The sequence below is a fragment of the Streptomyces rapamycinicus NRRL 5491 genome, from assembly GCF_024298965.1.
Lineage (GTDB): Bacteria > Actinomycetota > Actinomycetes > Streptomycetales > Streptomycetaceae > Streptomyces > Streptomyces rapamycinicus.
In genome coordinates this window covers 12,210,193-12,231,396 of sequence record NZ_CP085193.1, presented here as the reverse complement: position 1 = coordinate 12,231,396, position 21,204 = coordinate 12,210,193, and the positions used below count along the sequence as shown (strand labels likewise).

At 70.0% G+C, this 21,204-nt stretch carries 21 protein-coding genes and 3 pseudogenes; 9 read left to right on the top strand and 15 right to left on the bottom strand.

Annotated elements, in window-relative coordinates; translation table 11 throughout:
• Positions 1–37 precede the first annotated feature (37 nt).
• From LIV37_RS50495 to LIV37_RS50480, 4 genes and pseudogenes are all read left to right on the top strand, one after another.
• Entirely contained in the window at positions 38–1,042 is a 1,005-nt protein-coding gene (locus tag LIV37_RS50495) for a sensor histidine kinase (protein WP_338119187.1), read from the top strand.
• Between the two features lie 293 nt (positions 1,043–1,335).
• A pseudogene (locus LIV37_RS53095) lies at positions 1,336–1,539 on the top strand (cadmium resistance transporter); the annotation flags it as partial.
• Positions 1,540–1,601: 62 nt separating this feature from the next.
• Positions 1,602–1,946 (top strand): cadmium resistance transporter, encoded by a 345-nt coding sequence (locus LIV37_RS53090; protein ID WP_254807202.1) that lies wholly within the window; start codon positions 1,602–1,604, stop codon positions 1,944–1,946.
• A 219-nt stretch (positions 1,947–2,165) separates the two neighbouring features.
• Complete coding sequence (locus LIV37_RS50480; protein ID WP_020874786.1) at positions 2,166–2,309, top strand: hypothetical protein; 144 nt, start codon at positions 2,166–2,168, stop codon at positions 2,307–2,309.
• Between the two features lie 179 nt (positions 2,310–2,488).
• On the opposite strand, the gene LIV37_RS50475 is transcribed toward LIV37_RS50480, so the two are convergent.
• Positions 2,489–3,079: a TetR/AcrR family transcriptional regulator gene (locus tag LIV37_RS50475; RefSeq protein WP_020874785.1), complete on the bottom strand. Its 591-nt coding sequence runs from the start codon at positions 3,077–3,079 to the stop codon at positions 2,489–2,491.
• 353 nt (positions 3,080–3,432) lie between these two features.
• On the opposite strand from LIV37_RS50475, the gene LIV37_RS50470 reads away from it, so the two are divergent.
• The gene (locus LIV37_RS50470; RefSeq protein WP_121826413.1) at positions 3,433–4,359 is read left to right on the top strand and encodes an alpha/beta fold hydrolase; all 927 of its coding nucleotides are present in this window, start codon (positions 3,433–3,435) and stop codon (positions 4,357–4,359) included.
• 169 nt (positions 4,360–4,528) lie between these two features.
• On the opposite strand, the gene LIV37_RS50465 is transcribed toward LIV37_RS50470, so the two are convergent.
• Positions 4,529–5,275 carry a phosphotransferase family protein gene (locus LIV37_RS50465; protein WP_020874783.1) on the bottom strand — a complete coding sequence of 249 codons (747 nt, stop codon included), beginning with the start codon at positions 5,273–5,275 and terminating at the stop codon, positions 4,529–4,531.
• A gap of 187 nt (positions 5,276–5,462) precedes the next feature.
• On the opposite strand from LIV37_RS50465, the pseudogene LIV37_RS50460 reads away from it, so the two are divergent.
• Positions 5,463–6,110: pseudogene (locus tag LIV37_RS50460) on the top strand (class I SAM-dependent methyltransferase); the annotation flags it as partial.
• Positions 6,111–6,358: 248 nt separating this feature from the next.
• Here the strand turns inward: LIV37_RS50460 and LIV37_RS50450 are convergent.
• From LIV37_RS50450 to LIV37_RS50400, 12 genes and pseudogenes are all read right to left on the bottom strand, one after another.
• On the bottom strand, positions 6,359–7,132 hold the full coding sequence (locus LIV37_RS50450; protein WP_020874781.1) for an IclR family transcriptional regulator: 774 nt from the start codon (positions 7,130–7,132) through the stop codon (positions 6,359–6,361).
• Positions 7,133–7,400: 268 nt separating this feature from the next.
• On the bottom strand, positions 7,401–8,435 hold the full coding sequence (locus LIV37_RS50445; protein ID WP_020874780.1) for a zinc-binding dehydrogenase: 1,035 nt from the start codon (positions 8,433–8,435) through the stop codon (positions 7,401–7,403).
• A complete protein-coding gene (locus tag LIV37_RS50440; RefSeq protein WP_020874779.1) occupies positions 8,432–9,631 on the bottom strand; it encodes an amidohydrolase in 1,200 nt (399 codons plus the stop codon). The genes LIV37_RS50445 and LIV37_RS50440 overlap by 4 nt, the downstream gene beginning before the upstream one ends.
• A 124-nt stretch (positions 9,632–9,755) precedes the next feature.
• The gene (locus LIV37_RS50435; RefSeq protein WP_254807201.1) at positions 9,756–10,964 is read right to left on the bottom strand and encodes an MFS transporter; all 1,209 of its coding nucleotides are present in this window, start codon (positions 10,962–10,964) and stop codon (positions 9,756–9,758) included.
• Positions 10,965–11,071: 107 nt separating this feature from the next.
• Complete coding sequence (locus LIV37_RS50430; protein ID WP_020874777.1) at positions 11,072–12,268, bottom strand: dipeptidase; 1,197 nt, start codon at positions 12,266–12,268, stop codon at positions 11,072–11,074.
• A 119-nt stretch (positions 12,269–12,387) separates the two neighbouring features.
• Positions 12,388–12,690, bottom strand: a complete 303-nt coding sequence (locus LIV37_RS50425; RefSeq protein ID WP_020874776.1) for a muconolactone Delta-isomerase — start codon at positions 12,688–12,690, stop codon at positions 12,388–12,390.
• Positions 12,618–13,268 (bottom strand): MmgE/PrpD family protein, encoded by a 651-nt coding sequence (locus LIV37_RS52920; RefSeq protein WP_420834397.1) that lies wholly within the window; start codon positions 13,266–13,268, stop codon positions 12,618–12,620. The genes LIV37_RS50425 and LIV37_RS52920 overlap by 73 nt, the downstream gene beginning before the upstream one ends.
• A 65-nt stretch (positions 13,269–13,333) precedes the next feature.
• Positions 13,334–13,912: pseudogene (locus LIV37_RS52915) on the bottom strand (MmgE/PrpD family protein); the annotation flags it as partial.
• 10 nt (positions 13,913–13,922) lie between these two features.
• A complete protein-coding gene (locus tag LIV37_RS50415) occupies positions 13,923–15,101 on the bottom strand; it encodes an acyl-CoA dehydrogenase family protein (protein WP_020874774.1) in 1,179 nt (392 codons plus the stop codon).
• Entirely contained in the window at positions 15,098–15,517 is a 420-nt protein-coding gene (locus LIV37_RS50410; RefSeq protein ID WP_254807199.1) for a MaoC family dehydratase, read from the bottom strand. Before LIV37_RS50410 ends, LIV37_RS50415 begins: the two co-directional genes overlap by 4 nt.
• Positions 15,518–15,584: 67 nt before the next feature.
• Positions 15,585–16,745, bottom strand: a complete 1,161-nt coding sequence (locus tag LIV37_RS50405) for a CaiB/BaiF CoA transferase family protein (protein ID WP_020874772.1) — start codon at positions 16,743–16,745, stop codon at positions 15,585–15,587.
• Entirely contained in the window at positions 16,726–17,604 is an 879-nt protein-coding gene (locus tag LIV37_RS50400) for an HpcH/HpaI aldolase/citrate lyase family protein (protein WP_020874771.1), read from the bottom strand. The genes LIV37_RS50405 and LIV37_RS50400 overlap by 20 nt, the downstream gene beginning before the upstream one ends.
• 443 nt (positions 17,605–18,047) lie before the next feature.
• On the opposite strand from LIV37_RS50400, the gene LIV37_RS50395 reads away from it, so the two are divergent.
• Together LIV37_RS50395 and LIV37_RS50390 are read left to right on the top strand one after the other, a co-directional pair.
• Positions 18,048–18,782, top strand: a complete 735-nt coding sequence (locus LIV37_RS50395; RefSeq protein WP_254807198.1) for a type 1 glutamine amidotransferase domain-containing protein — start codon at positions 18,048–18,050, stop codon at positions 18,780–18,782.
• Positions 18,783–18,862: 80 nt separating this feature from the next.
• Positions 18,863–19,348 (top strand): nuclear transport factor 2-like protein, encoded by a 486-nt coding sequence (locus LIV37_RS50390; RefSeq protein ID WP_020874769.1) that lies wholly within the window; start codon positions 18,863–18,865, stop codon positions 19,346–19,348.
• Between the two features lie 232 nt (positions 19,349–19,580).
• Here the strand turns inward: LIV37_RS50390 and LIV37_RS50385 are convergent, their stop codons facing one another.
• Entirely contained in the window at positions 19,581–20,150 is a 570-nt protein-coding gene (locus LIV37_RS50385) for a TetR/AcrR family transcriptional regulator (protein WP_020874768.1), read from the bottom strand.
• A 92-nt stretch (positions 20,151–20,242) separates the two neighbouring features.
• On the opposite strand from LIV37_RS50385, the gene LIV37_RS50380 reads away from it, so the two are divergent.
• A complete protein-coding gene (locus LIV37_RS50380; protein ID WP_020874767.1) occupies positions 20,243–21,172 on the top strand; it encodes an NADP-dependent oxidoreductase in 930 nt (309 codons plus the stop codon).
• The last annotated feature ends 32 nt before the right edge of the window (positions 21,173–21,204 follow it).

The following is a 21,204-nucleotide window of genomic DNA, read 5'->3' as shown; positions in this document are numbered from 1 at the left end:
AACCACCATCCGCGGCGCGCTCCAGGTGACATACCCGATGACGATGGTCACCGACCGGGAGCGCCATATCTGGCTCGCTCTGGTCGTCGCCGGAACGTGTGTCCTGGCCGCCGTGGCCCTCGTGGCGTTCGCCTTGGCCCGCTGGATCACCCGCCCTCTGCGCACCCTGGAACGTGCCACCACCCAGCTCGCCGACGGACACCTGGACAACCCGCCCGACGCCGCCACCGGTCCGCCCGAACTACGCCGGCTGGCCGCCTCGTTCAACCACACCGCCACCCGCCTGCAGCACCTGCTCCAAGCCCAGCACGGATTCGCCTCCGAGGCATCCCACCAGCTCAAAACCCCGCTGGCCTCGTTGCGGCTACGGCTGGAGAACTTCGAGCCCTACCTCGACCTACGCGCCCACGCCAGCCTCGAGGAGACCATCGAGGAAGTCGAACGGCTCAGCCGCATGGTCCACGGGCTCCTCGCCCTCGCCCGCCTGGAGAACACCGCTACCACCCCCGAGCCGGTCGACTTGGACGCGGTCCTCGCCGACCGGGCCGCCACGTGGGAATCGCTCGCCTGTGAACAGCACGTCACTGTGGCCGTCACCGGACCGGGGGCCGGCCGGGTATGGGCGATACCCGGGGCGCTGGAGCAGATCATCGACAATCTGATCGCAAACGCGCTGCGCGTCTCCCCGCCCGGCACGACCATCACCCTCTATCGAGCGCCAGGCGCCGAACTCCACGTCATCGACCAGGGCCCCGGCATGCCACCGGCCGACCGGGAGCGCGCCTTCGACCGCTTCTGGCGCGCCTCCGACTCCCACCACGACGGCACCGGCCTCGGCCTGCCCATCGTCCGCCACCTGGTCCACGCCTCCGGTGGCCAGATCACCCTCAACGCCGCCACTGCGAGCGGCGGTCTGGACGCCCGAGTCCGGCTACCCCCCGTGGAGCGGGAACGCCGCTCAGGGGGCGCCACCGGACGCGCCGCTCACCGCGTCGGACGCCGCACGCCGACACCCAGAAGCGGTCCCCGGACGCCGGTATGACCGCTGTCCCCCGCTACCAGCGGGCCGCTGGTCACGGTCGGCCGGGGACCTCCTGGCGCGCGATGAGGACCCATTCGCGCGCGGCCCCGCCTTCTCTCTGTGCGGGGCGCTTCGTTCGGCCAGGTCAGGTTCCGATCTTGTGCGGCTTCGCGGGCCACTTCCAGTCCGACGTCCAGTAGTAGTCGGAGGGGAACCCGAGAATGGTCAGCACCGAACCCTGGCCCCGCGATCGCTGTGGTACGGGCTCCGGGTAGCGTCACCGGGACACCCGCGTCGAAGGAGAGCAGCTACTTGTGGGCCTGGGCATCATCGGGCAGGCATCCGGCCTGTTCACCGTCACCAACATCGACGACATCCTGATCCTGGCGCTGTTCTTCGCCCAGGGCTCCGGCCATCCCGGATGCACTCGCCGCATCGTGCTGGGCCAGTACCTGGGTTTCGCCGCGATCCTCGCCGTGGCGGTGGCCGCCGCGTTCGGCGCCACGTTCCTGCCCGAGTCCGCCATCCCGTACCTCGGCCTGCTGCCGCTCGCCCTGGGTCTCAAGGCCGCCTGGCAGGCATGGAAGGACCACCGCGCCGGGGCGGGGACGAGGACGAGGAACAGGCCAAGGAGGGCGGCCCGAGCCCGCTGGAGGTCGCCGCGGTCACCTTCGCCAACGGCGGCGACAACATCGGCGTCTATGTGCCCGTCTTCGCCACCGCCGGTGTCGGTGTCGGTGGGATGAGTGTTTACGCCGCGGTATTCCTGGTGCTGGTGGCCGTGTGGTGCTTCGCGGGCAGGTTCTTCGCCACCCGACCCGTCATCGCTGAGGCACTTGCCCGCTGGGGCCACGTCCTGCTGCCCCTGGTCCTGATCGCCATCGGCCTGCTCATCCTCGTCGAAGGCGGTGCCTTCGGCCTGTGACTCCGGGCGTCGATATCACCGGCTCGGTTCGAATGCCTCACGGCACCGGGCGCCTCCCGGACCGGTGACCAAGTGCTGTCCTTCGCGTGGACAGAGCCAGTCGGAGCAGCCACACGGGGCGGGTCGTATCGGCCACGGCGCGGCCGCCCGCTTCTCTCCGCACCGAGAGCTTCCGGATGCCGCGTGTCAGGCAGGCCGTCTGCGGCGGTTCCCGTTCGGTTGGCCGTCACCCACCCCGACGAGAAGGTGACCCACTACGGCCATGACCGCGCCGGGCGACCGGAAATCATGGAGCTCGGCGAATTCGATGCGTATGCGGCTGCCCTCGTCGACGGCTCGGTCTGGACGTTCCAGTGGTACTGATGGCGGGCAGTACGCGGGACATGGTGAACGCGGGCACGTCTCAGCTCATGGCGTCCACGACAGGACGATCACACAGGAGACAACGGGAAAATACTTACGGAGACATCACGCCATGGGCTGCACCCTCACACTGACGCCATCCCGTAACACAGGGCCCCGCAGGCACCTCTTAAAACGGCCTAGTTGCGCGCGCGCAACGCCTGCGAGAGCGCGTCAACGGTCACGTCCACTATGGCGAGGAGCTGCGCCGGGCTCGCCCCGGCTCTGCTCATGACGGCGAGGGACTGGTTCACGGCCGCCGCGTGTACGGCGAAGGCCTCGGCGTCCTGGTCGGTCAGTCGGCCGGCCTTCAGAGCGGCGCGCAGGCGCAGGTGCTGGAAGCCGAGCGTCTGCCTGGCGTGCGCCGCGACGGCCGGGCTCAGCACCGGAATCGCCATGACCGACTGGGCAATCAGGCATCCGTCGGGCAGTTCGGGATCGGCGATGCGCTCGAGGGTGACGTCGAAGAACGCGCGGACAGCCGCTAGGGGCTCAGGGGCTGCACACGACAGGGCGGCGTCGTACTTGTCGCCGTAGCGCGCGGCGTAGCGATCCAGGCAGCGAAGGAACAGCGTGTCCTTGTCGCCGAGCGAGGAGTAGATCGAGCTGCGGTTCAGGCCGGTTGCCCGGGACAAGTCGTCGACTGAGGTGTCGGCGTAGCCGGCGCGCCAGAACTGGATCATCGCGGCGTCGAGCGCCGTGTCCATGTCGAACTGCTTCTTGCCTGCCACGTGGCACTTCCTTGCCGGTGTGTCGGTGTTCCGGATGCTGCCCATCATTCTATCTTGAACTGATCGGTTCAAGATATGTTAGCCTTCAGACGTGATCATGACCGGGCGTCCCTCGCACATTGAGACAGCGCGGCAGGCGCACCAGGCAACCCCGGCCGCCGCCGTCGTCTTCATCGCCTACGTATTAGGAGTCGCCGGCACGCTGCTCACGACCGGGGCGTCACGGACGCGCTGTGCGGTCCAGGCCGCCGGGACCCGGATTTCGAGCACCACGCTGGCCGCCCTCGTCGTCTGCATCACCCTCGCGGGCCTGGCCCTCGGGCGAACCGCCGGGCCACCACACCCCAACACCGATGGAGGATCCCATGACCGTCTCCGAAAGCAACCCCGTCCGCGACCTGCCCCTGCACGACCTGGCCGGATTCACCCACCGCTGGGTCGACGCAGACGGCATCCGCCTTCATGGCGTCGAAGGCGGCCAGCCGGCCGGCCCGGCTGTCGTCCTGCTCGCCGGGTTCCCGCAAACCTGGCGGGCCTGGCGAAAGGTCATGCCCAGCCTCGCCGGCCGGTTCCGCGTCATCGCGATCGACCTGCCGGGCCAGGGCCACTCCGAGCGCCCGGAGCGCAGCTACGACACCCACACGGTCGCCGCCCACGTCCACGCCGCCGTAAAGGCACTCGGAGTGCCGGCCTACTGGCTGGCCGCCCACGACATCGGCGCCTGGGTCGCCTTCTCCCTCGCCCTCAACTACGAAAGCCAACTGCGCGGGGTCGCCCTGCTCGACGCGGGAATCCCCGGCATCACCCTCCCGGAAACGATTCCCACCGACCCGGCCCGGGCGTGGAAGACCTGGCATTTCGCGTTCCACCTCGTGCCCGACCTGCCCGAGACCCTGCTCGCCGGCCGCGAACGGGAGTACGTCGGCTGGTTCCTGAAGGTGAAGGCCCTCGCTCCCGGCACATTCGACGACGCCGACCTCGACCACTACGCAGCGGCCCTCGCCGCCGACGGCGGCCTCCGCGCCTCCCTCGCCTACTACCGAGACGCCGCCGAGTCGGCGCGCAAGAACCACCAGGCGCTCAGCCGGCAGCACCTGACCGTGCCCATTCTCGGAATCTCCAGCAGCCACGGCTCCATCCCGGACATGGCGGCCTCCATCAGCCCGTGGGCCGACAACACCAGCGGAGTCACCGTGCCCGGCGCCGGGCACTTCATCCCCGATGAGCAGCCCGAAGCCGTCGCTGCCGCGATAGCCGACTTCATCGCCGGCGGCGACTGACGCCGCTCAGGCCTGCCCGGCCGCGCAGGGGATGACCTGCTGGCGGCGGCTGCGAAACTGGAACGAGGCCGGGGTCCGGCAGCACCTGCACGAGCTGTTGCTCCAGATCACCCCGCACCTCGCCCGGCACGGCACCGGGCACGGCTCCGTCAGTCGGGCCCGCGCGGCCTCACATGCGGGATCTCAGCACGTCGACCTCACAGCCCGGCGCGAAGGGGTCGAAGCCGTGCTCGATCAGCCAGCGAACCGCCAGCAGGCTTCGCAACGACCACCACGCGTGGATCACGTCGAGGTCGATGTCGGTGCCATAGCCGGCGATGACGTCGTCGAGGTGCTCCTCGTGTCCGAGCGTGAAGGTGGCGAGGTCGTACAGGGCGTCACCCTGGCCCGCCTCGGACCAGTCGATGATGCCGGTGACCTCGTCGCCGTCGACGAAGACGTGCGCGATCTGCAGGTCGCCGTGCGTGAACGCCGGAGTCCACGGCCGGAGCGCGGCCTCGGCGATCTGGCGGTTGCGGGTGACCAGGTCGGCGGGCAGGACACCGTTCGTCACGAGCAACTCGCACTCGCCGTCGAGTTCCGCCGCCAGCGCGACGATGTCCCGGCCGGCCCGGCCCGGCAGGGGCGGCAGCGGCGCGTCGTGCAGCTTTCGGATGGCGGCGCCCGCCGCGGCCCACGCCGCCGGCGACCCGGTCGACGGCCCGCCGAGACGCCCAAGCGTCGTCCCCGGGAGTGCGGCGATCGCGAGCACGGACGGCCTGCGCCACAGGACCTCCGGGGTCGGGACCGGCGCGAGGGACATCGCCTCGACCTCGACATCGATGCGCGCCTGATCGGCGTCCACCTTCAGGAACACGTCGCCGACGCGCAGAGTCGCGCGCTCGGAATGGGCGACGACGACTTTGACCTCATCCATGAGCGACCAGTATCCCGGGGATGATCGCCGACGTCGCCGGGTTTTCGCCTGCGAAATTCATCGGGGTGCTGTGACCGCATAGGTCAGCCGGGTCGGTGTGATGGTCGGCTGTCCGCGGCGGTGGATGTCAGGCAGGTCAACAAGGTCGCGCCACGGCCTGTCAGTTGCCCGGTCTAGGGTCGCCCGTATGGCTACGCCCTCCTTTCTGACCGCTGTCCGGGAGTCGTACGACACGGTCGCCGCCGACTACGTCGAACGCGTCCCGCCTCCCGCCGAGTTGGACCCGCTGTCTCGCGCGATGCTGGCGGGGTTCGCCGAACTCGTGCGGACGGCCGGTCCGGGGCCGGTCGCGGACCTGGGGTGCGGCCCCGGCCGCATAACGGCGCACCTGGCCGGGCTGGGGGTGTCCGCCTTCGGCGTCGATCTGTCGCCGGAGATGATCGGGCTGGCTCGGCACGCCTATCCGGACCTGCGGTTCACCGAGGGCTCGATGACCGCGCTGGAGATGAGGGACGACGAGCTCGGTGGCATCCTGGCCTGGTATTCCACCCACCACACGCCCCCGCAGTGGCTGCCGGCGGTGTTCGCCGAGTTCCACCGCACACTCGCGCCCGGCGGCTGTCTGCTCTGGGGAGACTATGTCGGCGATGAACGGCTGCAGCCGACCCAGGGCTATGGCCGTCCGGTGTCCTACGAGTCGTACCTCCTGCCTCTGGACCGCATGGTCGGCCTGCTGGAGCAGGCCGGACTCGTCGTCACCGCGAGGCTGGAGCAGGAGCCCGGCGGACGGGTGAAGAGACCGCACGCCTGCCTCCTGGCCCGCAAGCCCGAAGGCCCTGACAGGGCAGGTTCCTGCGGCGAGGCCGCCCGTGCCGGATCACCGCCGATCATGGGAGGCGGACGGTCAGACCGCGGGGTTGACCGGATCAAGACCGCCTCCATCCCCGCGACAACAGCCTGCGGGCGTTCGGCTTCGACGCCGACCCCAACATCGACCCAGCCACGGTCAACACCCTGGCCACCCGCGAATGGGGCAAGAAAGGGGAACCGGACAGCGTCGCGATCGCTTCGAGGGCTGTGGGATCAGCGGTCCGCCAGCGACTCCGAGATCGCCGCCGCCGTCTTCACCGCGCACTCGCCGTAGGACGCGATCTTGTCGCGCTCGAAACGGCTGGACGGCACCGATACGGCGAGCGCGGCCACCGGACGCCCGGCCGAGTTCATGATGGCGGCGCCGATGGCGCTGACCCCCGGCCGCCACCAGGACTCGTCGTTGGTCGAGAACCCCCGGGCGCGGGTCCGCTCGATCTCCTCCCGGACCCGCTCCAGCGAGGTGGGTGTGGTGTCGGTGTAGCGGTCGAGACCGGAGGCCAGCAGGCCGTTGATCTCGTCGTCGCCGAGCTTCGCGAGCACGGCCAGGCCACACGAGGTGGCGTGTAGCGGGGCTCGGGTGCCGATCTCGACGTACGTCCGCACGGCCTGCCGGCTGTCCTCCCGCATGATGATCGTAAGTGAGGTGCCGTCCCGGATGACGAGGTGGACGGTCTCGTTGGTGGAGTCGCGCAGGGCCTCAAGATGCGGGTGCGCGACATCGCGCAGGCTTTGCTCCCCGGAGCTGCTGAGTCCGATGTCGAGGGGTTTGCTGGTCACTCCCCAGAGCACCCGGTTCGGGTCCACGATCCTCAGCCACCCCGCCTCTCGGAGGGTGACCAGGCACCGGTGGACGCTGCTTTTCGGCATGCTGGTGGCGCGCGCCAATTCGGACACCCCGATCGGCTGGCGCTGCGCGACGACCTCCAGTACCTGCAAGGTGCTCAGGACGCTGCTGATGCCCTTGCTCGTTTCCAGCTGTCCCATCGCCGACTCCCGCTCTCCAACGCAAAGGAACGCCGTCAGGCATGAACGGGCGTTCCGCACCGTGGGACAGGCTAGCAGGGTCTGGGCTCTTCAGTCCCGGCATCAGCCCGCCCCGCGCCGCCCCGCGCCTCCAAGCACCGCCCCGCGGTCATTCCCGCTGGTCCTGTGCGGTATCGGAGGCGGCCGCCGACGTCGACGGTGTCGCGGACAGTTCTGAGACCTGGGAAGTACCCGTTGGGAGCGGGATACGGCGGTGGGGACGCGGGCCTCAGTCGATCGAGAGCACGACCTTGCCGAAGCGGTCGGGTGCGTCGAGCCGGGCCTGGGCCTCGGCCGCGGCGGCCAGCGGGAAGACCGAGTCGACGACGGGGCTGAGCGAGCCGTCGGCCAGCAGCGGCAGGAACTCGGCGATCTCGGCGCGGTTCGAGGTGTGGCAGCCGATGAAGGTGATCTCGCGCCGGTAGAGGCTCCAGAGGTCCAGTTCGGCGGTCTTGCCGGTGTGCGAACCCATGCCGACCAGCCGGCCACCGTGTCGCGCGGACAGGACGGACTTCTGCACCGTTGCGCGCCCAACGGTCTCGTGCACCACGTCGACGCCCAGTCCGCCGGTCAGCTTGCGCACCGATTCGTGGAAGTTCGGCTCCGCCCGGTAGTTGATCACCTCGTCGGCGCCGAGCGCGCGGACCTGCTCCGTCTTGCGCTCGGTGCTGGTCGTGGCGATCACCGTGGCGCCCAGCGCCTTCGCGACCTGCACCGCGGCGCTCGCGACGCCGCTGCCCGCGCCGACGACGAGCACGGTCTCGCCGGGCTGGAGCTGACCGCGGGTCTTCAGCATGTGCCAGGCCGTCATGTAGGCGACGATGCCGGCGGCGAGCTGGTCGTACCCCAGCCCGGCGGGGGCCGGGACGACGTTGCGGGCGGGTAGCGCGATGTACTCCGCGTAGGCTCCGTCGAAGTGCTCCCCGACGATCTGCAGGCGGGGACACTCGCTGTCCCGGCCGCTCCGGCAGTGTTCGCACTTGTCGCAGACCTTCATCGGGTTGATCGCGACCCGGTCGCCTGGGGCGAACCCGGTGACCCCCTCGCCGACGACGGCGATCTCGCCGGCCCCCTCGACCCCGAGGATCATCGGTGGCTGCGGTGCCTCTGGGAACCTGCCCTCTCTGACGATGATGTCGGCCCGGTTCAGCCCGGCGGCGTGTAGCCGCACCAGCACCTCGCCCGGCGCCGGTTCGGGGGCGGGTACGTCGGTGACCTCGAAGACCTCCGGTCCGCCGAACGCGGTGATTCGCGCTGCCCTCATCGTTCTCCTTCTTCTTCTGTCGAGCCGGCCCAACTGAAGGGGCCGGTGTGGGTGAGCCGGTGCCGGAGGCGCTCGTCCTGCGCGGCGTCGGCGGTCGTCCAGGCCAGAGCGAGCCCGCCGTCGTGGATCGCGCGGTCGCCCTCCGGCCCGCGGGCGGCGCGGGCGAACGCGGCGGTGTGGTTGCCCTCCTCGGCCGGGCGGTCGAATGAGAGCACCGGATGGATCGCCGGCATGTGCACCGACACCTCGGACATGTCGGTCGAGCCGAGGGAGCGGTCGGGGTAGTCCGGGAAGGTCCGGCCCAGCGCCTCGGCGTTGTTCCGGAAGAGCTCCGCCAAGTCCGTGTCGTGGCGGAAGCCGTTGAGCCATATCAGCGGCTCCCCGACCGTCAACCGCACCCCGGCGGCGAGCGCGCCGGCCTCGAAGCAGTTCCGCACCCGCGCCCACAGGGCCTCAACCTCGGTGAGTGTGTCGGAGCGGATCATGACCTCGACGACGGCATGCCCGGGGATGACGTTGACCGCGGTCCCGGCTTCCTTGATCACCGTGTGGACACGGTCGGAGTCCCTGAGCTGCTGGCGCAGCAGCCCGATCGCGACCTGGGCGACGGTGACCGCATCGGCCGCGTTGAGCGCGTCGAACGGACGCGAGGCGTGGCCGGTGCGGCCGTGGTACTCCAGCGACCAGTGCCCGAGGGCCCGGATGTGCGGGGTGGCCATGTCCTTGAGCGTCGGGTGCACCATCAAGGCGGCGTGCAGCCCGTCGAAGGCCCCCTTCCGCAGCAGGATCGTCTTGCCGGCCCCGCGCTCCTCGGCGGGTGTGCCGAGGAGCCGCACTGTCAGGCCGAGCTCGTCGGCCACCGGGGCCAGGGCGAGGGCGGCACCGATCGCGCTCGCCGCGATCACGTTGTGCCCGCAGCCGTGTCCGATGCCGGGGAGCGCGTCAAGTTCGGCGCACAGGCCTACTGCGAGGGAGCCGCTGCCCACCGTGGCGGTGAACGCCGTGTCCAGCCCGGCGACGCCCTCCTCGATCGCGAACCCGCCGTGGGCGCGCAGCAGGTCGATGATCTCCGCGGTGGTCTTGTGCTCCTCGAAGGCGAGTTCCGGGTGCTCGCCGATGCGGTGCGACAGCGCGACAACCTCGGGCTCGTGGCGCCCGAACTCGGCGGCGATCCGCTCCTTCACCGTGGTCGGCATGGGTTCTTCCTCCTCAAGGGACGGGGTCATGTGCTCGAGAGCACGTCGGAGACGGGCTCGGCGTCGTCGTCGCGGGGCCGGGTCACGGTCACCGAGCGGTTGCGGGTCTCAGGCAGCGCGACGATCACCACGACGAGCGCGAGCGCGGCCAGAACGGTGATGTAGGCACCCGGTGCGAGCCTGCCGAACCGGGCTGTGAGCAGCGTGCCGACCAGCGGCGCCGTGCCCCGAGCACGGCGTAGGCGATGTTGTAGGTCAGTGCGGTGCTGGTCGCGCGGATCTGCGGCGGAACCAGCTCCACCGCCACGACCGTCGCCGTCATGCCGACCAGCGCGGCCGGGATGACCAGCAGGATCTCCGCGACGACGGTGGTGAACAGTGATCCGCCTGCCGCGATCACGTAGGCCGGAACCGAGCCCAGCACCGCGACGACGATGCCGGCGATCAGTAGCGGCTTGCGGCCGAGCCGGTCGGCGAGCGCGCCCGTCAGGATGGACAGCCCGGCGCACAGCACGAGGGCGATGCCGCTGGCGACGAGCGTCGTCACCGCGGGGAGGCCGCCGGTGGTCGTGAGGTAGGTGGGCAGGTAGCCGAGAAAGTTCTGGGCGACCACGGCGAGCAGCGAGAAGATCATGAGCAGCAGGAGGAAGACCCGCCAGTCGCGGAAGGAGTCCCGGACCGGGGTGGACGTCGTCTCGCCGCGGTCCTCGATGGCTCGGAAGGTCTTCGTCTCCTCCAGACGCAGGCGCATGTAGAGGCCGATCAGCGCCATCACGCCACCAAGCAGGAAGGGCAGCCGCCAGGTCCAGTCCGCGTACGCCGGGGCGGAGGACAGCCGCAGGGCGAGCAGCGTGAACGCCGCGAGGGCGGCGCCGATGAAGGTCGCGCTGCCGACGGCGCTGGTGCAGAGGGCGCGTCGGCCCGGGGGTGCCTGTTCCATCACATAGGAGGCCGCGCTGGTGTACTCGGCGCCCATGGAGAGCCCCTGGGCGAGCCGGCAGAGCAGCAGGAGCAACGGCGCGGCAATGCCCACGACCGCGTAAGTGGGCAGCACGCCGATGGCGGCGGTCGAGACCGCCATGATCAGCACGACGGTGGACAGCGCGGTGCGGCGGCCGAGACGGTCGCCCATGCTGCCGAACACGGCCCCGCCGAGTGGGCGCACCACGAATGCGATGCTGTAGACGGCCAATGTGGACAGGATGGCCAGCGTGGGGTCTCCGGTGGGGAAGAAGTGCTTGGCGATAATCGTCGCCGAGTAGCCGTAGATGACGAAGTCGAAGGACTCGACGATGTGTCCGACCATGGCCGCGCCGAGGATTTTCTTCTGCATGAGAACTCCGATGTGGGCAGGAGTGAGCGCCCCGGGTTTCGCCGCCCCGGGTTTCGGTGCCACGGGTTTCGCCGCCCCGGGTTTCGGTGCAGTGCGGGCGTGCGGTATTACCAGATCTTGTCGAGGACCCGCAGGGCATTTCCGCCGATCACGGCAGCGATCTCCGCGTCGGAGTAGCCGTGCTTGACCAGCCAGCGGGTGATGTTGCGGAAGCACTCGCCGGGATTCTCCAGCCCGGCCACGTGTTCGACCGGCTCGAACCGCGGGCCGGAGGTGATGGCGTCGGCGACACCGAGCTTCTCGCTCATCGCGTGGTGCAGGCCCATGTGGTCGCCGAAGAAGGTGTCCGGACCGAACCCGACGTGCTTGATTCCGACCAGGTCGACGCAGTACCGGAAGTGGTCCATGACCGACTCGATGGTGTGCCGGCGGTGGTCCGGGCTGACCGTCGTGTGCGGGGCCGCCTCGATCCCGATCATGCCGCCGGACTCGGCACAGGCCCGGATGACCTCGTCGGGCTTCATCCGCGGGGTGTCCCAGAGCCCCCGGGCACCGGCGTGGGTGATCAGGACGGGCTTTTCGCTCGCCTCGATCACGTCGAGCGCGGTGAGGTCCCCGGCGTGCGACAGATCGATCGCGATGCCGAGCTGGTTCATCCGCCGCACCGCGCGCCTGCCAAAGGCGGTCAGGCCGCCGTCGCTCTTCTCGCGCAGCCCGCTGCCGAGGGAGTTCGCGTCACTGTAGGCGATGCCCATCTGTCGGATGCCGAGGCCGTAGAGCACGTCGAGCCGGTCGACCTCGTTCTCGATCAGCGCCGCCCCCTCCAGCCCCGCGACGACGGCGAGCCTGTCCTCGGCGTGTGCGCGCCGGATGTCGTCGACCGACTCCGCGCGTGTCACGTAGTCCTGGTGGGCGAAGTCGCACAGGCGCATGCCGAGGTCGGTGATGACGTCGTCCCACTTCCACCCGTTCCGGGACTCGCAGGCGCCCCAGCCGAGGTTGTCGAACAGGGCGTCCAGCCCGGAGCGGCTCAGCCCTTCGTAGCCGTAGGCGAGGCGGGCCTCGCGGGTCCAGGCGAACAGCTCCGCTTCCGCCTTCTCCGGCAGACGCACCGGGTGGTCGTGCAGCGAGACGGCGATGTTCTCGGTCAGGAGGCGTTCCGCACGGGCCTCCTCCTCCATGGTCAGCCCGAGATCGTGCGGGGGCAGCCGGTCCACCTCCGCCGCCAGTGTGAACTCGGCGTAGTCCTGTCCCGGCTCCAGGTACGAGAAGGACCGGTACCCGGCGTAGCGTGATGTTGCCACCTGTACTCCTCCTTGAGGCGACGTCACTCCGTGGCCACATTTCGGAACGGCGTCCCGCAATGTGGAACGATGTTGTCAATGTTTCGTGCCCGTCCGCGCCAAGACCTCGGCCGGATCGTTCAGGCTCGGGCGAAGTTGTAGTCGCCCGAGATCAGCGGATGGGTCGCCAGCGCCCGCACCTCGAACCTGGCGTACGGGAAGATCGGCAACGACTGCAGGACGTCGTGCAGCTCGTCGGCGTCGCGGGCAGACCAGATGCCGACGTTGCCCTTCTCGCCGGGCAGCCGCCAGATTCTCTTCAACGTGCCGGCCTCGATCAGCGCGAGGCCGGCGGCACGTTCCCGATCGATCACGTCAACGCGGGTGTCGACCGGCAGCGCGATGACGCCGGTGGTGTCGATGGTGACCAGGAAGTCCGCCATGGGGAACTCACTTTCTCGATTCGGGGACTGCGGTGTCGGGCGGAAACGCCTCGGCCAGGATCCGCGCGGCCTCTGCCCAGCCGGCGGTGGCGACCTGCCTGCTGCGCTCCGGGCCCACACAGCCGGTGATCTTCGCAACCAGTTCGTCGGGGCGAGGGGTGCCGCGGGATGCCCCGGCGGCAAACGCAAAGCGCGGCGGGTGGTGGAACCGTCCGTGAGGCCGATTTCAATCGTGGTGTCCCCCGCGAGCACACCGGACCCTCCGGCCGCGTGCGTACGGCGGTGCGATCGAGGAGGACGACGATCTCCGGCCGGGCGACGGCCGCGTCAGTGAAGCTCGCTGCCGTGGGGAACCCGTCGACCAGGGTCGCAGCGACGGCGTAGGGCAGCGAGAATTTGCCCTCCGCGCCAGTGCGCGGGCGGTGGTGTACCAGCGGCTGCAGGGTGGACTCCTCGACCAGCATCTCCACCGAAGCGACCTGGTCGAGCGGGACCGGGCCGAACAGTCGCGTGGCCCCGATCGGGCGCTGCAGGGCGTAGCAGCACGGGAACGGCTTGACCGCGAGCCCGTCCGGCACCGCGGGCCCGGAGAGGTCGAGCCCGTGCTCGCCCCGACCAGATCGAACCAGTGGTCGAGGGCGGCGGGATCGGCGCTCGCCCCGGCGGCGGCGAGCCGCGCCGCCCGGACCCCGGCGTCGGTCGCGAAGCCGACCTGCAGCGGTTTGGCCTCAGTGCCGAACGCGCGTTGCAGTCCACCGGCGGCGGGGACGGCCAGTGCCATCGCCCGCAGCACGCCCTCCGCGCCGAGCCCCAGACCCAGCGCGGCCGCGACCGCCGCGGCCGGCGCTCCGGCCGTGCAGGTCGCGTGCCAGCCCCGCTGGTAGTGGCCCCATCCCAGCGCGGTCCCGAGCCGCGCCATCACGCCGGCTGCGGCCAGGAACTCCCGGTCGCCACCACCGACGGTCAGGGTGGCGCTCGCGCAGACCACGCTGATGTGGGAGGTCGAGGGGAGATGGACGTCGTCGAAGTCGAGGGTGTGCCCGATCGCCGTCCAGCGCAGTGCGGCCGGCAGGCCCGCGGTGTGCTCCACGATCGGCTCGTGCTCCGCGGCGAGGGTGACGGCGAGGGTGTCGGTCAGGGCCGTCCGCGCCAGCCGCAGATCCGACTCGGTGGGCGCGAAGGCCACGGCCCAGTCCGCGAGCTCGCGGAACGTGCTGGCCATGCTGCTCCTTTCAGAAGGACCGGGGCATGCCGAGGACGTGCTCCCCGATGTAGGAGAGGATCAGGTTCGACGAGATCGGCGCGATCCGGTACAGCCGGGTTTCCCGGAACTTCCGCTCGATGTCGTACTCCGCCGTCATGCCATAGCCGCCGTGGGTCTGCAGTGCGACGTCGGCGGCCTCCCAGGAGGCGTTCGACGCCAGCAGCTTCGCCATGTTCGCCTCGGCCGCACAGGGCAGCCCGGCGTCGAACAGGTCCGCGGCCTTCCAGCGCATGAGATCGGCTGCCTCGATGTGCACGTGGGCCTGCGCGATCGGGAACTGCACGCCCTGGTTACGGCCGATGGGCCGCTCGAACACCTCGCGCTCGGTCGCGTACCGGGAGGCGCGCCGCACGAACCAGCGCCCGTCGCCGACGCACTCGGAGGCGATGAGGATGCGTTCGGCGTTCATCCCGTCCAGGACGTAGCGAAAGCCCTCGCCCTCCTCGCCGATCAGGGCGTCGGCGGGGATGCGCACGCTGTTGAAGAAGACCTCGTTGGTCTCGTGGTTGACCATGGTCCGGATCGGCCGCAGCTCGACGCCTTCAACCTCGCGCAGGTCGATCAGGAACAGTGACATGCCGTCGGACTTGCGCGCCACGTCCTCGCGGCGGGCGGTGCGGGCGAGCAGCAGCATCAGGTCGGAGTGCTGGACGCGGGAGATGAAGACCTTCTGGCCGTCGACCACGTACCCGTCGTCGGTGCGCGTCGCCGTGGTCCGGATCCGGGTGGTGTCGGTCCCCGCAGTCGGCTCTGTCACACCGAAGGCCTGCAGCCGGACCCTCCCCGCCGCGATGTCGGGAAGGTAGCGCCGCTTCTGCTCCTCGCTGCCATGCCGCAGCACCGAGCCCATCGTGTAGAGCTGAGCGTGGACCGGCCCGGCGTTGCCGCCGTTGGCGTTGATCCCCTCCAGCAGTACCGACGCGTCACCGAGGCCAATGCCCAGACCGCCGTACTCCTCGGGCACCAGGGCGCCGAGGCATCCGGTTCCGGTCAGGGCGTCGACGAACTCCTCCGGGTAGTGGCGCGCTTCGTCGACCTCCCGCCAGTAGGCGTCCGGATAGTCCGCGCAGATGGTGTCGATGAGCTGCCGCAGGTCACGGCGCAGCTCGGTGCGGTCGCTGCGGGCAGTTGTCGCGACGGTTGTCATACCACGTCCTCCGATCGCGGGCCGTGCCCGCGCTTGTAAACCAGCAAGGTCCTGCTGAACTCGATCACCGTCTCGCCGGTCTGCTTGACCCCGGCAGTCCGCACGGTGACGACGCCAAGGGTCGGCCGCGATCGCGACTCCCTGACCTCCGCCACGGTGGAGCGGGAATGGATCGTGTCGCCCTCGAAGACCGGGGCAGGCAGCACGATGTCGGTCCAGCCGAGGTTGGCGAACACGTTCTGGGACACGTCGGTGACGCTCTGCCCCGCAACGAGGGCGAGCGTGAGCGTCGAGTTGACCAGTGGCTTGCCGAACTCGGTGCGCCGGGCGTACTCATGGTCGAAGTGCAGCGGCGCGGTGTTCTGGGTCAGCAGGGTGAACCAGATGTTGTCGGTGGTGGTGATGGTGCGGCCCAAGGGTGCCGGTAGACGTCGCCGGGCACGAAGTCCTCGAAGAACCGACCCTGCCAGCCGTCGTGTGTGGTCATGCCGACTCCTTCCGTCGGGCTGCCAGCTCGGCGAGCACCGACGCGGTGTGCTGGCCCAGCGCCGGGACCGCGCCGTCGCGGGCGACCCGGCCGCCGGGGGCCGCGACCGGTGTCAGCGTGCGGATGGGTCCGGCTGGAGTGCGCGTGTCGAGCCAGCGAGCAGGAACGGCCAGCTCAGGGTGGTGCTCCAGATCGGCGACGTGGTTGAGCCGGGCCCACGCGATCCGCGCCGCCTCCAGCCGCTCGACCAGCACGGCCTCCGGCAGCGCCCGGAACGCCCGCTCGAGCAGCTCATCGAGGGTCGCGCGGTGCGCCACCCGCAGCGCGTTGCTGGACAGCCGAGGGTCGTCGAGCAGCTCCGGGACGTCCAGCACCTCGGTGCAGAGCCGACGCCACTCGTTCTCGTTCTGTACCGCGATCATCACGTGTCGGCCCTCCGCGGTCGGCACCGCGCCGTACGGGGCGATGGTGGGGTGTGCCGTCCCCATCGGCGCCGGGGCCCGCCCGCTGTGCGCGGTGTAGTAAAGCGGGTAGGCCATCCACTCCGTCAGCGCACCGAACAGTGGCACGTGCACCGGGAGCGCCTCGCCAGTCCGGTCGCGGTGCCGAAGCGCGGCCAGCACGCCGCTGTAGGCGAACGAGCCGGCGGCGATGTCGGCTACCGAAATCCCGGTCTTGGCCGGCGAGTCCGGCCATCCCGTCAGCGCCATCAGGCCGACCTCGGCCTGAATCAGCGCGTCATAGGCCTTCTTGCCGGGCTGCGGGCCGTCCGGCGCATATCCCGAGATCGTGCAGACGATCAGCCCTGGATGTCGGGCGCATAGCGTCTCGGAGTCCAGGCCCAGGTCGACGAGGGCGCGCGGCGACAGGTTCGCGACGAAGACGTCCGCGGCTGCCAGGACTTCCTCCAAGGCCGCCCGGTCGGCGTCGTTCTTCAGATCGAGCTGGACGGACTCCTTGCCCCGGTTGAGCCAGACGAAGACGCTGGACTGCCCGCCCACGACATCGTCGTACGCACGCGCGAAATCCCCACCAACTGGATGTTCGACCTTGATGATCCGGGCGCCCAGGTCGGCGAGCCGGCGGGTGGCCAACGGCGCGGCCACGGCCTGCTCCAGGCCGACCACCGTGATGTCCTCAAGCGGGAGCGTGCTCACGCGTCACCTCCCCGGCCTCGGCGAGCACCGCACGTGCCCGGGCAATGACCGGCGCGTCGACGAAGGTCCCGTCCGGCAGACGGAGGCTGCCCGCCCCCGCCGCGGCCGCCTCGACGACACGGCGCGCCCGCAGGACCTCGTCCGCAGTCGGTGCGTAGTCCCGCTCCACCGCGTCGAGCTGACGGGGATGCAGCACGACGCGGCCACCGAATCCGAGCGCCCGGGAGGCCAGGCTGCTCCGTCTGAGTCCCTCGTCGTCGTCAAGATCGGGGTGCGGGCCGTCGGCCGGCGCCGGGAGCCCGGCCGCCCGGGCGGCCACCGCGAGGTGCACCCGGACGTGGTCCAGGCCGCCGCTGCCGGCCACTGGCGACACACCGAGCTCGGCGGCCAGGTCGAGGACGCCGAGAATCAGCGCGGCGACCCGTGGCGCGGCCGCGATACCGGGCGCGGCGAGCAGGCCCGCGCAGGTCTCGACCACCGGCACGACAAGGAGCGAGCCGGGCTTGATCCCCAGGTCACGCTCGATCTCGTGCAACCGCTTCCCGAGCCGGGTCACCTCTTCACGGGACTCGACCTTGGGGACGACGATCCCGGTGACGTGGCCGAGGGACGGAGCGAGCGCGGCGAGGTCGGCGGCCTGCTCAGGACTGCCCGTCCCGTTGACCCGCACGAACAGCCCGGTACGGCGCGTGCTCGACAGCGCGCGGGCGATCGTGGCACGGGCGGCCTCCTTGGCCGTGCCCTCGGCGACGCCGTCCTCCAGATCGAGGACGACGGTGGCCGCCGGCGATGCCAGGGCACGTTCCACCCGCCGTGCGTGGTCGCCAGGCGAGAACAACAGCGTCCGGCCCAAGTTCATGAAGTACGCTCCCGTTCGTTCACGTAGTCGGAACGACTGTTCATAAGGATGGGACAGATCCTGAATCTGGTGAGAGGGTTCTGTCAACCACCGCGGCGCAACGGTGCCGCCCGTCCGAACACAAGCGAAGGAGACGCAATGAAGATCGTTCTCGTAGGCGACACCGTTCTGGCCAGGAAGCCCGAGGGCGATGTCATGGGGCCGGGGCGGCCGCGCGGCTCGGCCCTCCGCTGCTCACCGGATGTGCGTCACGATCGCCAACCTCGAGACCCCACTGACCGACTCCGGCCACCCGGCCGAGAAAGAGACAACGACCCGGGTGTCCACCGACACCGCACAGCACGGCCACCACGGGTGCGGCGGGCCGCCACCTGCTCGTACCATGCCTTAAGGGAGATATGTGCGCTAACCGCACCGAACCTCAACAGGAAGGCGGTTGCGCGATGGCCAAGGTACTTTTCGTGATGACCGGTACGCCGTACTGGACGCTCAAGGACGGCACCAGGTACGCGACCGGCTACTGGGCCGAAGAGTTCGCCGCCCCCTACAAGGCCCTCACCGAAGCGGGCCACGAGATCACCGTCGCCACCCCCGGCGGAGCCGTTCCGACGGTGGACATGATGAGCCTGCGACCCGATATGGCGGGCAGCGCGCAGATCGCACTCGACCTGGAGGCGATCATCCGCTCCGCGGAGGTGATGCGGCGCCCGATCCACCTCGCGGATGCCAGACTGGACGACTACGACGCCGTCTACTTCCCCGGCGGCCACGGACCGATGGAAGACCTGAGCGTCGACGCCGACGCCGGCCGCCTGCTGACGGCGGCCCTGCCCTCCGGCAAACCCCTCGCCATCGTCTGCCACGCCCCGGCGGCGATGCTGGCGACCAGGATCCACGGGAAATCGCCCTTCGCCGGCTACCGGGTCACCGGCTTCACCAACGAGGAAGAGGAGGAAGTCGGCCTTGCCAAGAGGGCCCGCTGGACACTGGAGACCGAACTCATCGAACTCGGCGTCGACTTCACCAAGGGCGAGAAGTGGAAGCCCTACACGGTGGTCGACCGCAACCTGTACACCGGACAGAACCCCGCATCGGCATCCCCCTGGCCGAACGCCTGCTCAAGGTCCTGTGAATCGCGCAATGGCCTCACCCGCCTCACCCGCACGGACAGTTCCTGAACAGCCTCGGACGGAGTCCGAGAGGCCGATCCGCCGATCCCCCGATCCGCCGGTCCGCCGGTCCGGCCAAAGGGAAGGACTTGGCGGCCCACGGCCGCCTGGTGCCGGGCCGCCTGTGGTCCGGAGTGCCCAGGCTGCCACCGCTGTGGAAGGGCGGTGCCGTGGATGCTGACTCCCGGACCAGAGCCGCGATCGAGGAGCATTGGCGGGCCTCGGAACGCGGGAACGCCGAAGCCGAACACGTCATCTACGCCACGGACGCGATTCTGGACTACCCGCAGTCAGGTGAGCGGTTCCGGGGCCGAGCGACGATTTCGGCGCAACGTGGCGAGCACCCGGCCGACCGGCACTTCACCGTCCGGCGGATCACCGGCCATGCCAATCTGTGGGTGAGCGAATGCGTCATCACCTACGACGGTGCGCCTTCGTACTCGGTGAGCATCATGGAATTCGCCGACCAGCACGTGGTGCACGAGACGCAGTACTTCGCCGAACCCTTCGGCGCCCCGGCCTGGCGGGCCGCGCTCGCGGAGCCGATGCCAGGCCGAACCATCACAGAAGCCTGATTCATCTGTCGCCGGAGGAGGCCCCCTCCTCCCGGTCACAACCAGCGGCTGCTACCGCGACAAGCGGGACAGGCCGACCCACTATCGATTGCCCACCGCCGGCCAGCTGGCATCGCCGGACGCGGACCGTGACGCAAGCCGTTACGCAGGATCAACAACTGATCAGCCCCCGCCGTAGCAGCAAGCAGAACCGCCGACGGAAAGAACGCCGCCCACTCAATATGGGAAAGGGTCAGTGCACGGCGCCGGCTGCCTGCACATCACGGAGGGCTCGCCGCGCGACGTCACCGAAGTCGTCGCCGTCAGTCGTGCCGCTCCAGCGCTCGTAGGCGATTTTCAACGCGAGCGCGCCCAGTTCCGCGGCCACGCACGAGGTCAGTTCGGGAACGCCGCGCCGCTTGAGCGCGTCGGTCATCGATGCGGTGAGACCGAGGCCCTTCAGCGCCTCACGTTCCCGCAGTTCCGGGTTGGCGGCGATCACTTCCCGCCTGCGGGCACTCATTTCGCGCCGAGCGGGGTGGAAAGCCTCCCTCCCGACCGCGTCCAGGGCATGAGCCACCGCCTCGAACGGCTTGGCGGTTGCCGGAGCCGCGGCGATCCCCTCGGCGAGCAGTCCGGCCATCGTGTCCCCGCCGAAGAGCACTTCCCGCTTGTCCTGGAAGTGTCGGAAGAAAGTGCTCTTCGTCAGCCCCGCGCGCTCCGCGATCTCGATCACCGTCGTGTTCTCGTAGCCCCGCTCCTCGAACAGTTCGAGGGCGGCGACAGCGAGTCGCTCTGGTGCGTTGGGTTGCCATCGGGCCATGACAACAGTGTACGGCACTTGGTCCCGTCACCCGTGTATAGTGATGGGACCAAGTCCCATCATGAGTTGTTTACTCGACTGGAGGTCCATCCATGAGCCGAGCCGTCATCTACCAGGCGTTCGGAGGCCCCGAGGTGCTGGAACTGCGAGACGTTTCGGAACCGCACGCCGGCCCGGGCGAGGTGCGTGTCCGCGTGGCGGCCGTCGGGCTGAATCCCATGGACTGGCTGCTTGTCTCGCTGCCCGAAGTGGCGGAGCAGTTCGGCGTCACCGTGCCATCCGGCTTCGGATACGACTTCGCCGGTGTCGTGGACGAGGTCGGCGACGGCGCCACGGGCTTTGCCGTGGGCGATCGCGTCCACGGAGGCGCGCTGGGCAGAGCCGCCGCCGATTTCGTGGTGGTCAAGACGTCCGCCGAGGCGTCCGAGTCTGTCTTTCACACGCCGGAGGGCATCAGCGACGAGGTGGCGAGCACGCTTCCGGTGGCCGGCCTGACCGCCGCCGCCGCACTGGCTGCGATCGACCTGCGGTCCGGCGACACCGTCCTGATAGGCGGCGCCGCCGGTGGCGTCGGCGTGTTTGCCGTACAGCTCGCGAAGCACGCCGGAGCCAGAGTGATCGGTACCGCCTCGGAGAGCACCTTCGAGTTCCTGCGGCAGCTGGGTGCCGAGCCCGTGGCATACGGCCCGGGGCTCGCGGACCGGGTACGGACACTGGCTCCCGACGGCGTGACCGCCGCGACCGACCTGTTCGGCACCGAAACGGCCGAGACCGCGCTCGCGCTCGGCGTACCGCCGGAACGGATCTCCACGATCGCCGCGGGGCCCAACCCTCCCGGCGGCGTGCGCGCGACCGGCGGCACCGACGCGGGTCCGGACGCCCTGAAGCGCATCACCGACGCGATCCTCGCGGGCAGGATCACCGTGCCGATCGCCGCGACCTTCCCGATCGAGCGGATCCGTGACGCCGTGACCCTGCAGGCCGGGCGCCACGTCCACGGCAAGGTCGTGATCACGGTGTGATCACATCTCCACTGAGCGGCTGCGCCATTCCC

Coding starts and splice junctions, on each gene's coding strand:
- LIV37_RS50495 (WP_338119187.1), top strand. CDS start 38: ATGACGATGGTCACCGACCGGGAGCGCCATATCTGGCTCGCTCTGGTC.
- LIV37_RS53090 (WP_254807202.1), top strand. CDS start 1,602: ATGGAAGGACCACCGCGCCGGGGCGGGGACGAGGACGAGGAACAGGCC.
- LIV37_RS50470 (WP_121826413.1), top strand. CDS start 3,433: ATGGAGGATCCCATGACCGTCTCCGAAAGCAACCCCGTCCGCGACCTG.
- LIV37_RS50465 (WP_020874783.1), bottom strand. CDS start 5,275: ATGGATGAGGTCAAAGTCGTCGTCGCCCATTCCGAGCGCGCGACTCTG.
- LIV37_RS50450 (WP_020874781.1), bottom strand. CDS start 7,132: ATGGGACAGCTGGAAACGAGCAAGGGCATCAGCAGCGTCCTGAGCACC.
- LIV37_RS50445 (WP_020874780.1), bottom strand. CDS start 8,435: ATGAGGGCAGCGCGAATCACCGCGTTCGGCGGACCGGAGGTCTTCGAG.
- LIV37_RS50440 (WP_020874779.1), bottom strand. CDS start 9,631: ATGCCGACCACGGTGAAGGAGCGGATCGCCGCCGAGTTCGGGCGCCAC.
- LIV37_RS50435 (WP_254807201.1), bottom strand. CDS start 10,964: ATGCAGAAGAAAATCCTCGGCGCGGCCATGGTCGGACACATCGTCGAG.
- LIV37_RS50425 (WP_020874776.1), bottom strand. CDS start 12,690: ATGGCGGACTTCCTGGTCACCATCGACACCACCGGCGTCATCGCGCTG.
- LIV37_RS50415 (WP_020874774.1), bottom strand. CDS start 15,101: ATGACAACCGTCGCGACAACTGCCCGCAGCGACCGCACCGAGCTGCGC.
- LIV37_RS50400 (WP_020874771.1), bottom strand. CDS start 17,604: ATGAACTTGGGCCGGACGCTGTTGTTCTCGCCTGGCGACCACGCACGG.
- LIV37_RS50395 (WP_254807198.1), top strand. CDS start 18,048: ATGGCCAAGGTACTTTTCGTGATGACCGGTACGCCGTACTGGACGCTC.
- LIV37_RS50385 (WP_020874768.1), bottom strand. CDS start 20,150: ATGGCCCGATGGCAACCCAACGCACCAGAGCGACTCGCTGTCGCCGCC.
- LIV37_RS50380 (WP_020874767.1), top strand. CDS start 20,243: ATGAGCCGAGCCGTCATCTACCAGGCGTTCGGAGGCCCCGAGGTGCTG.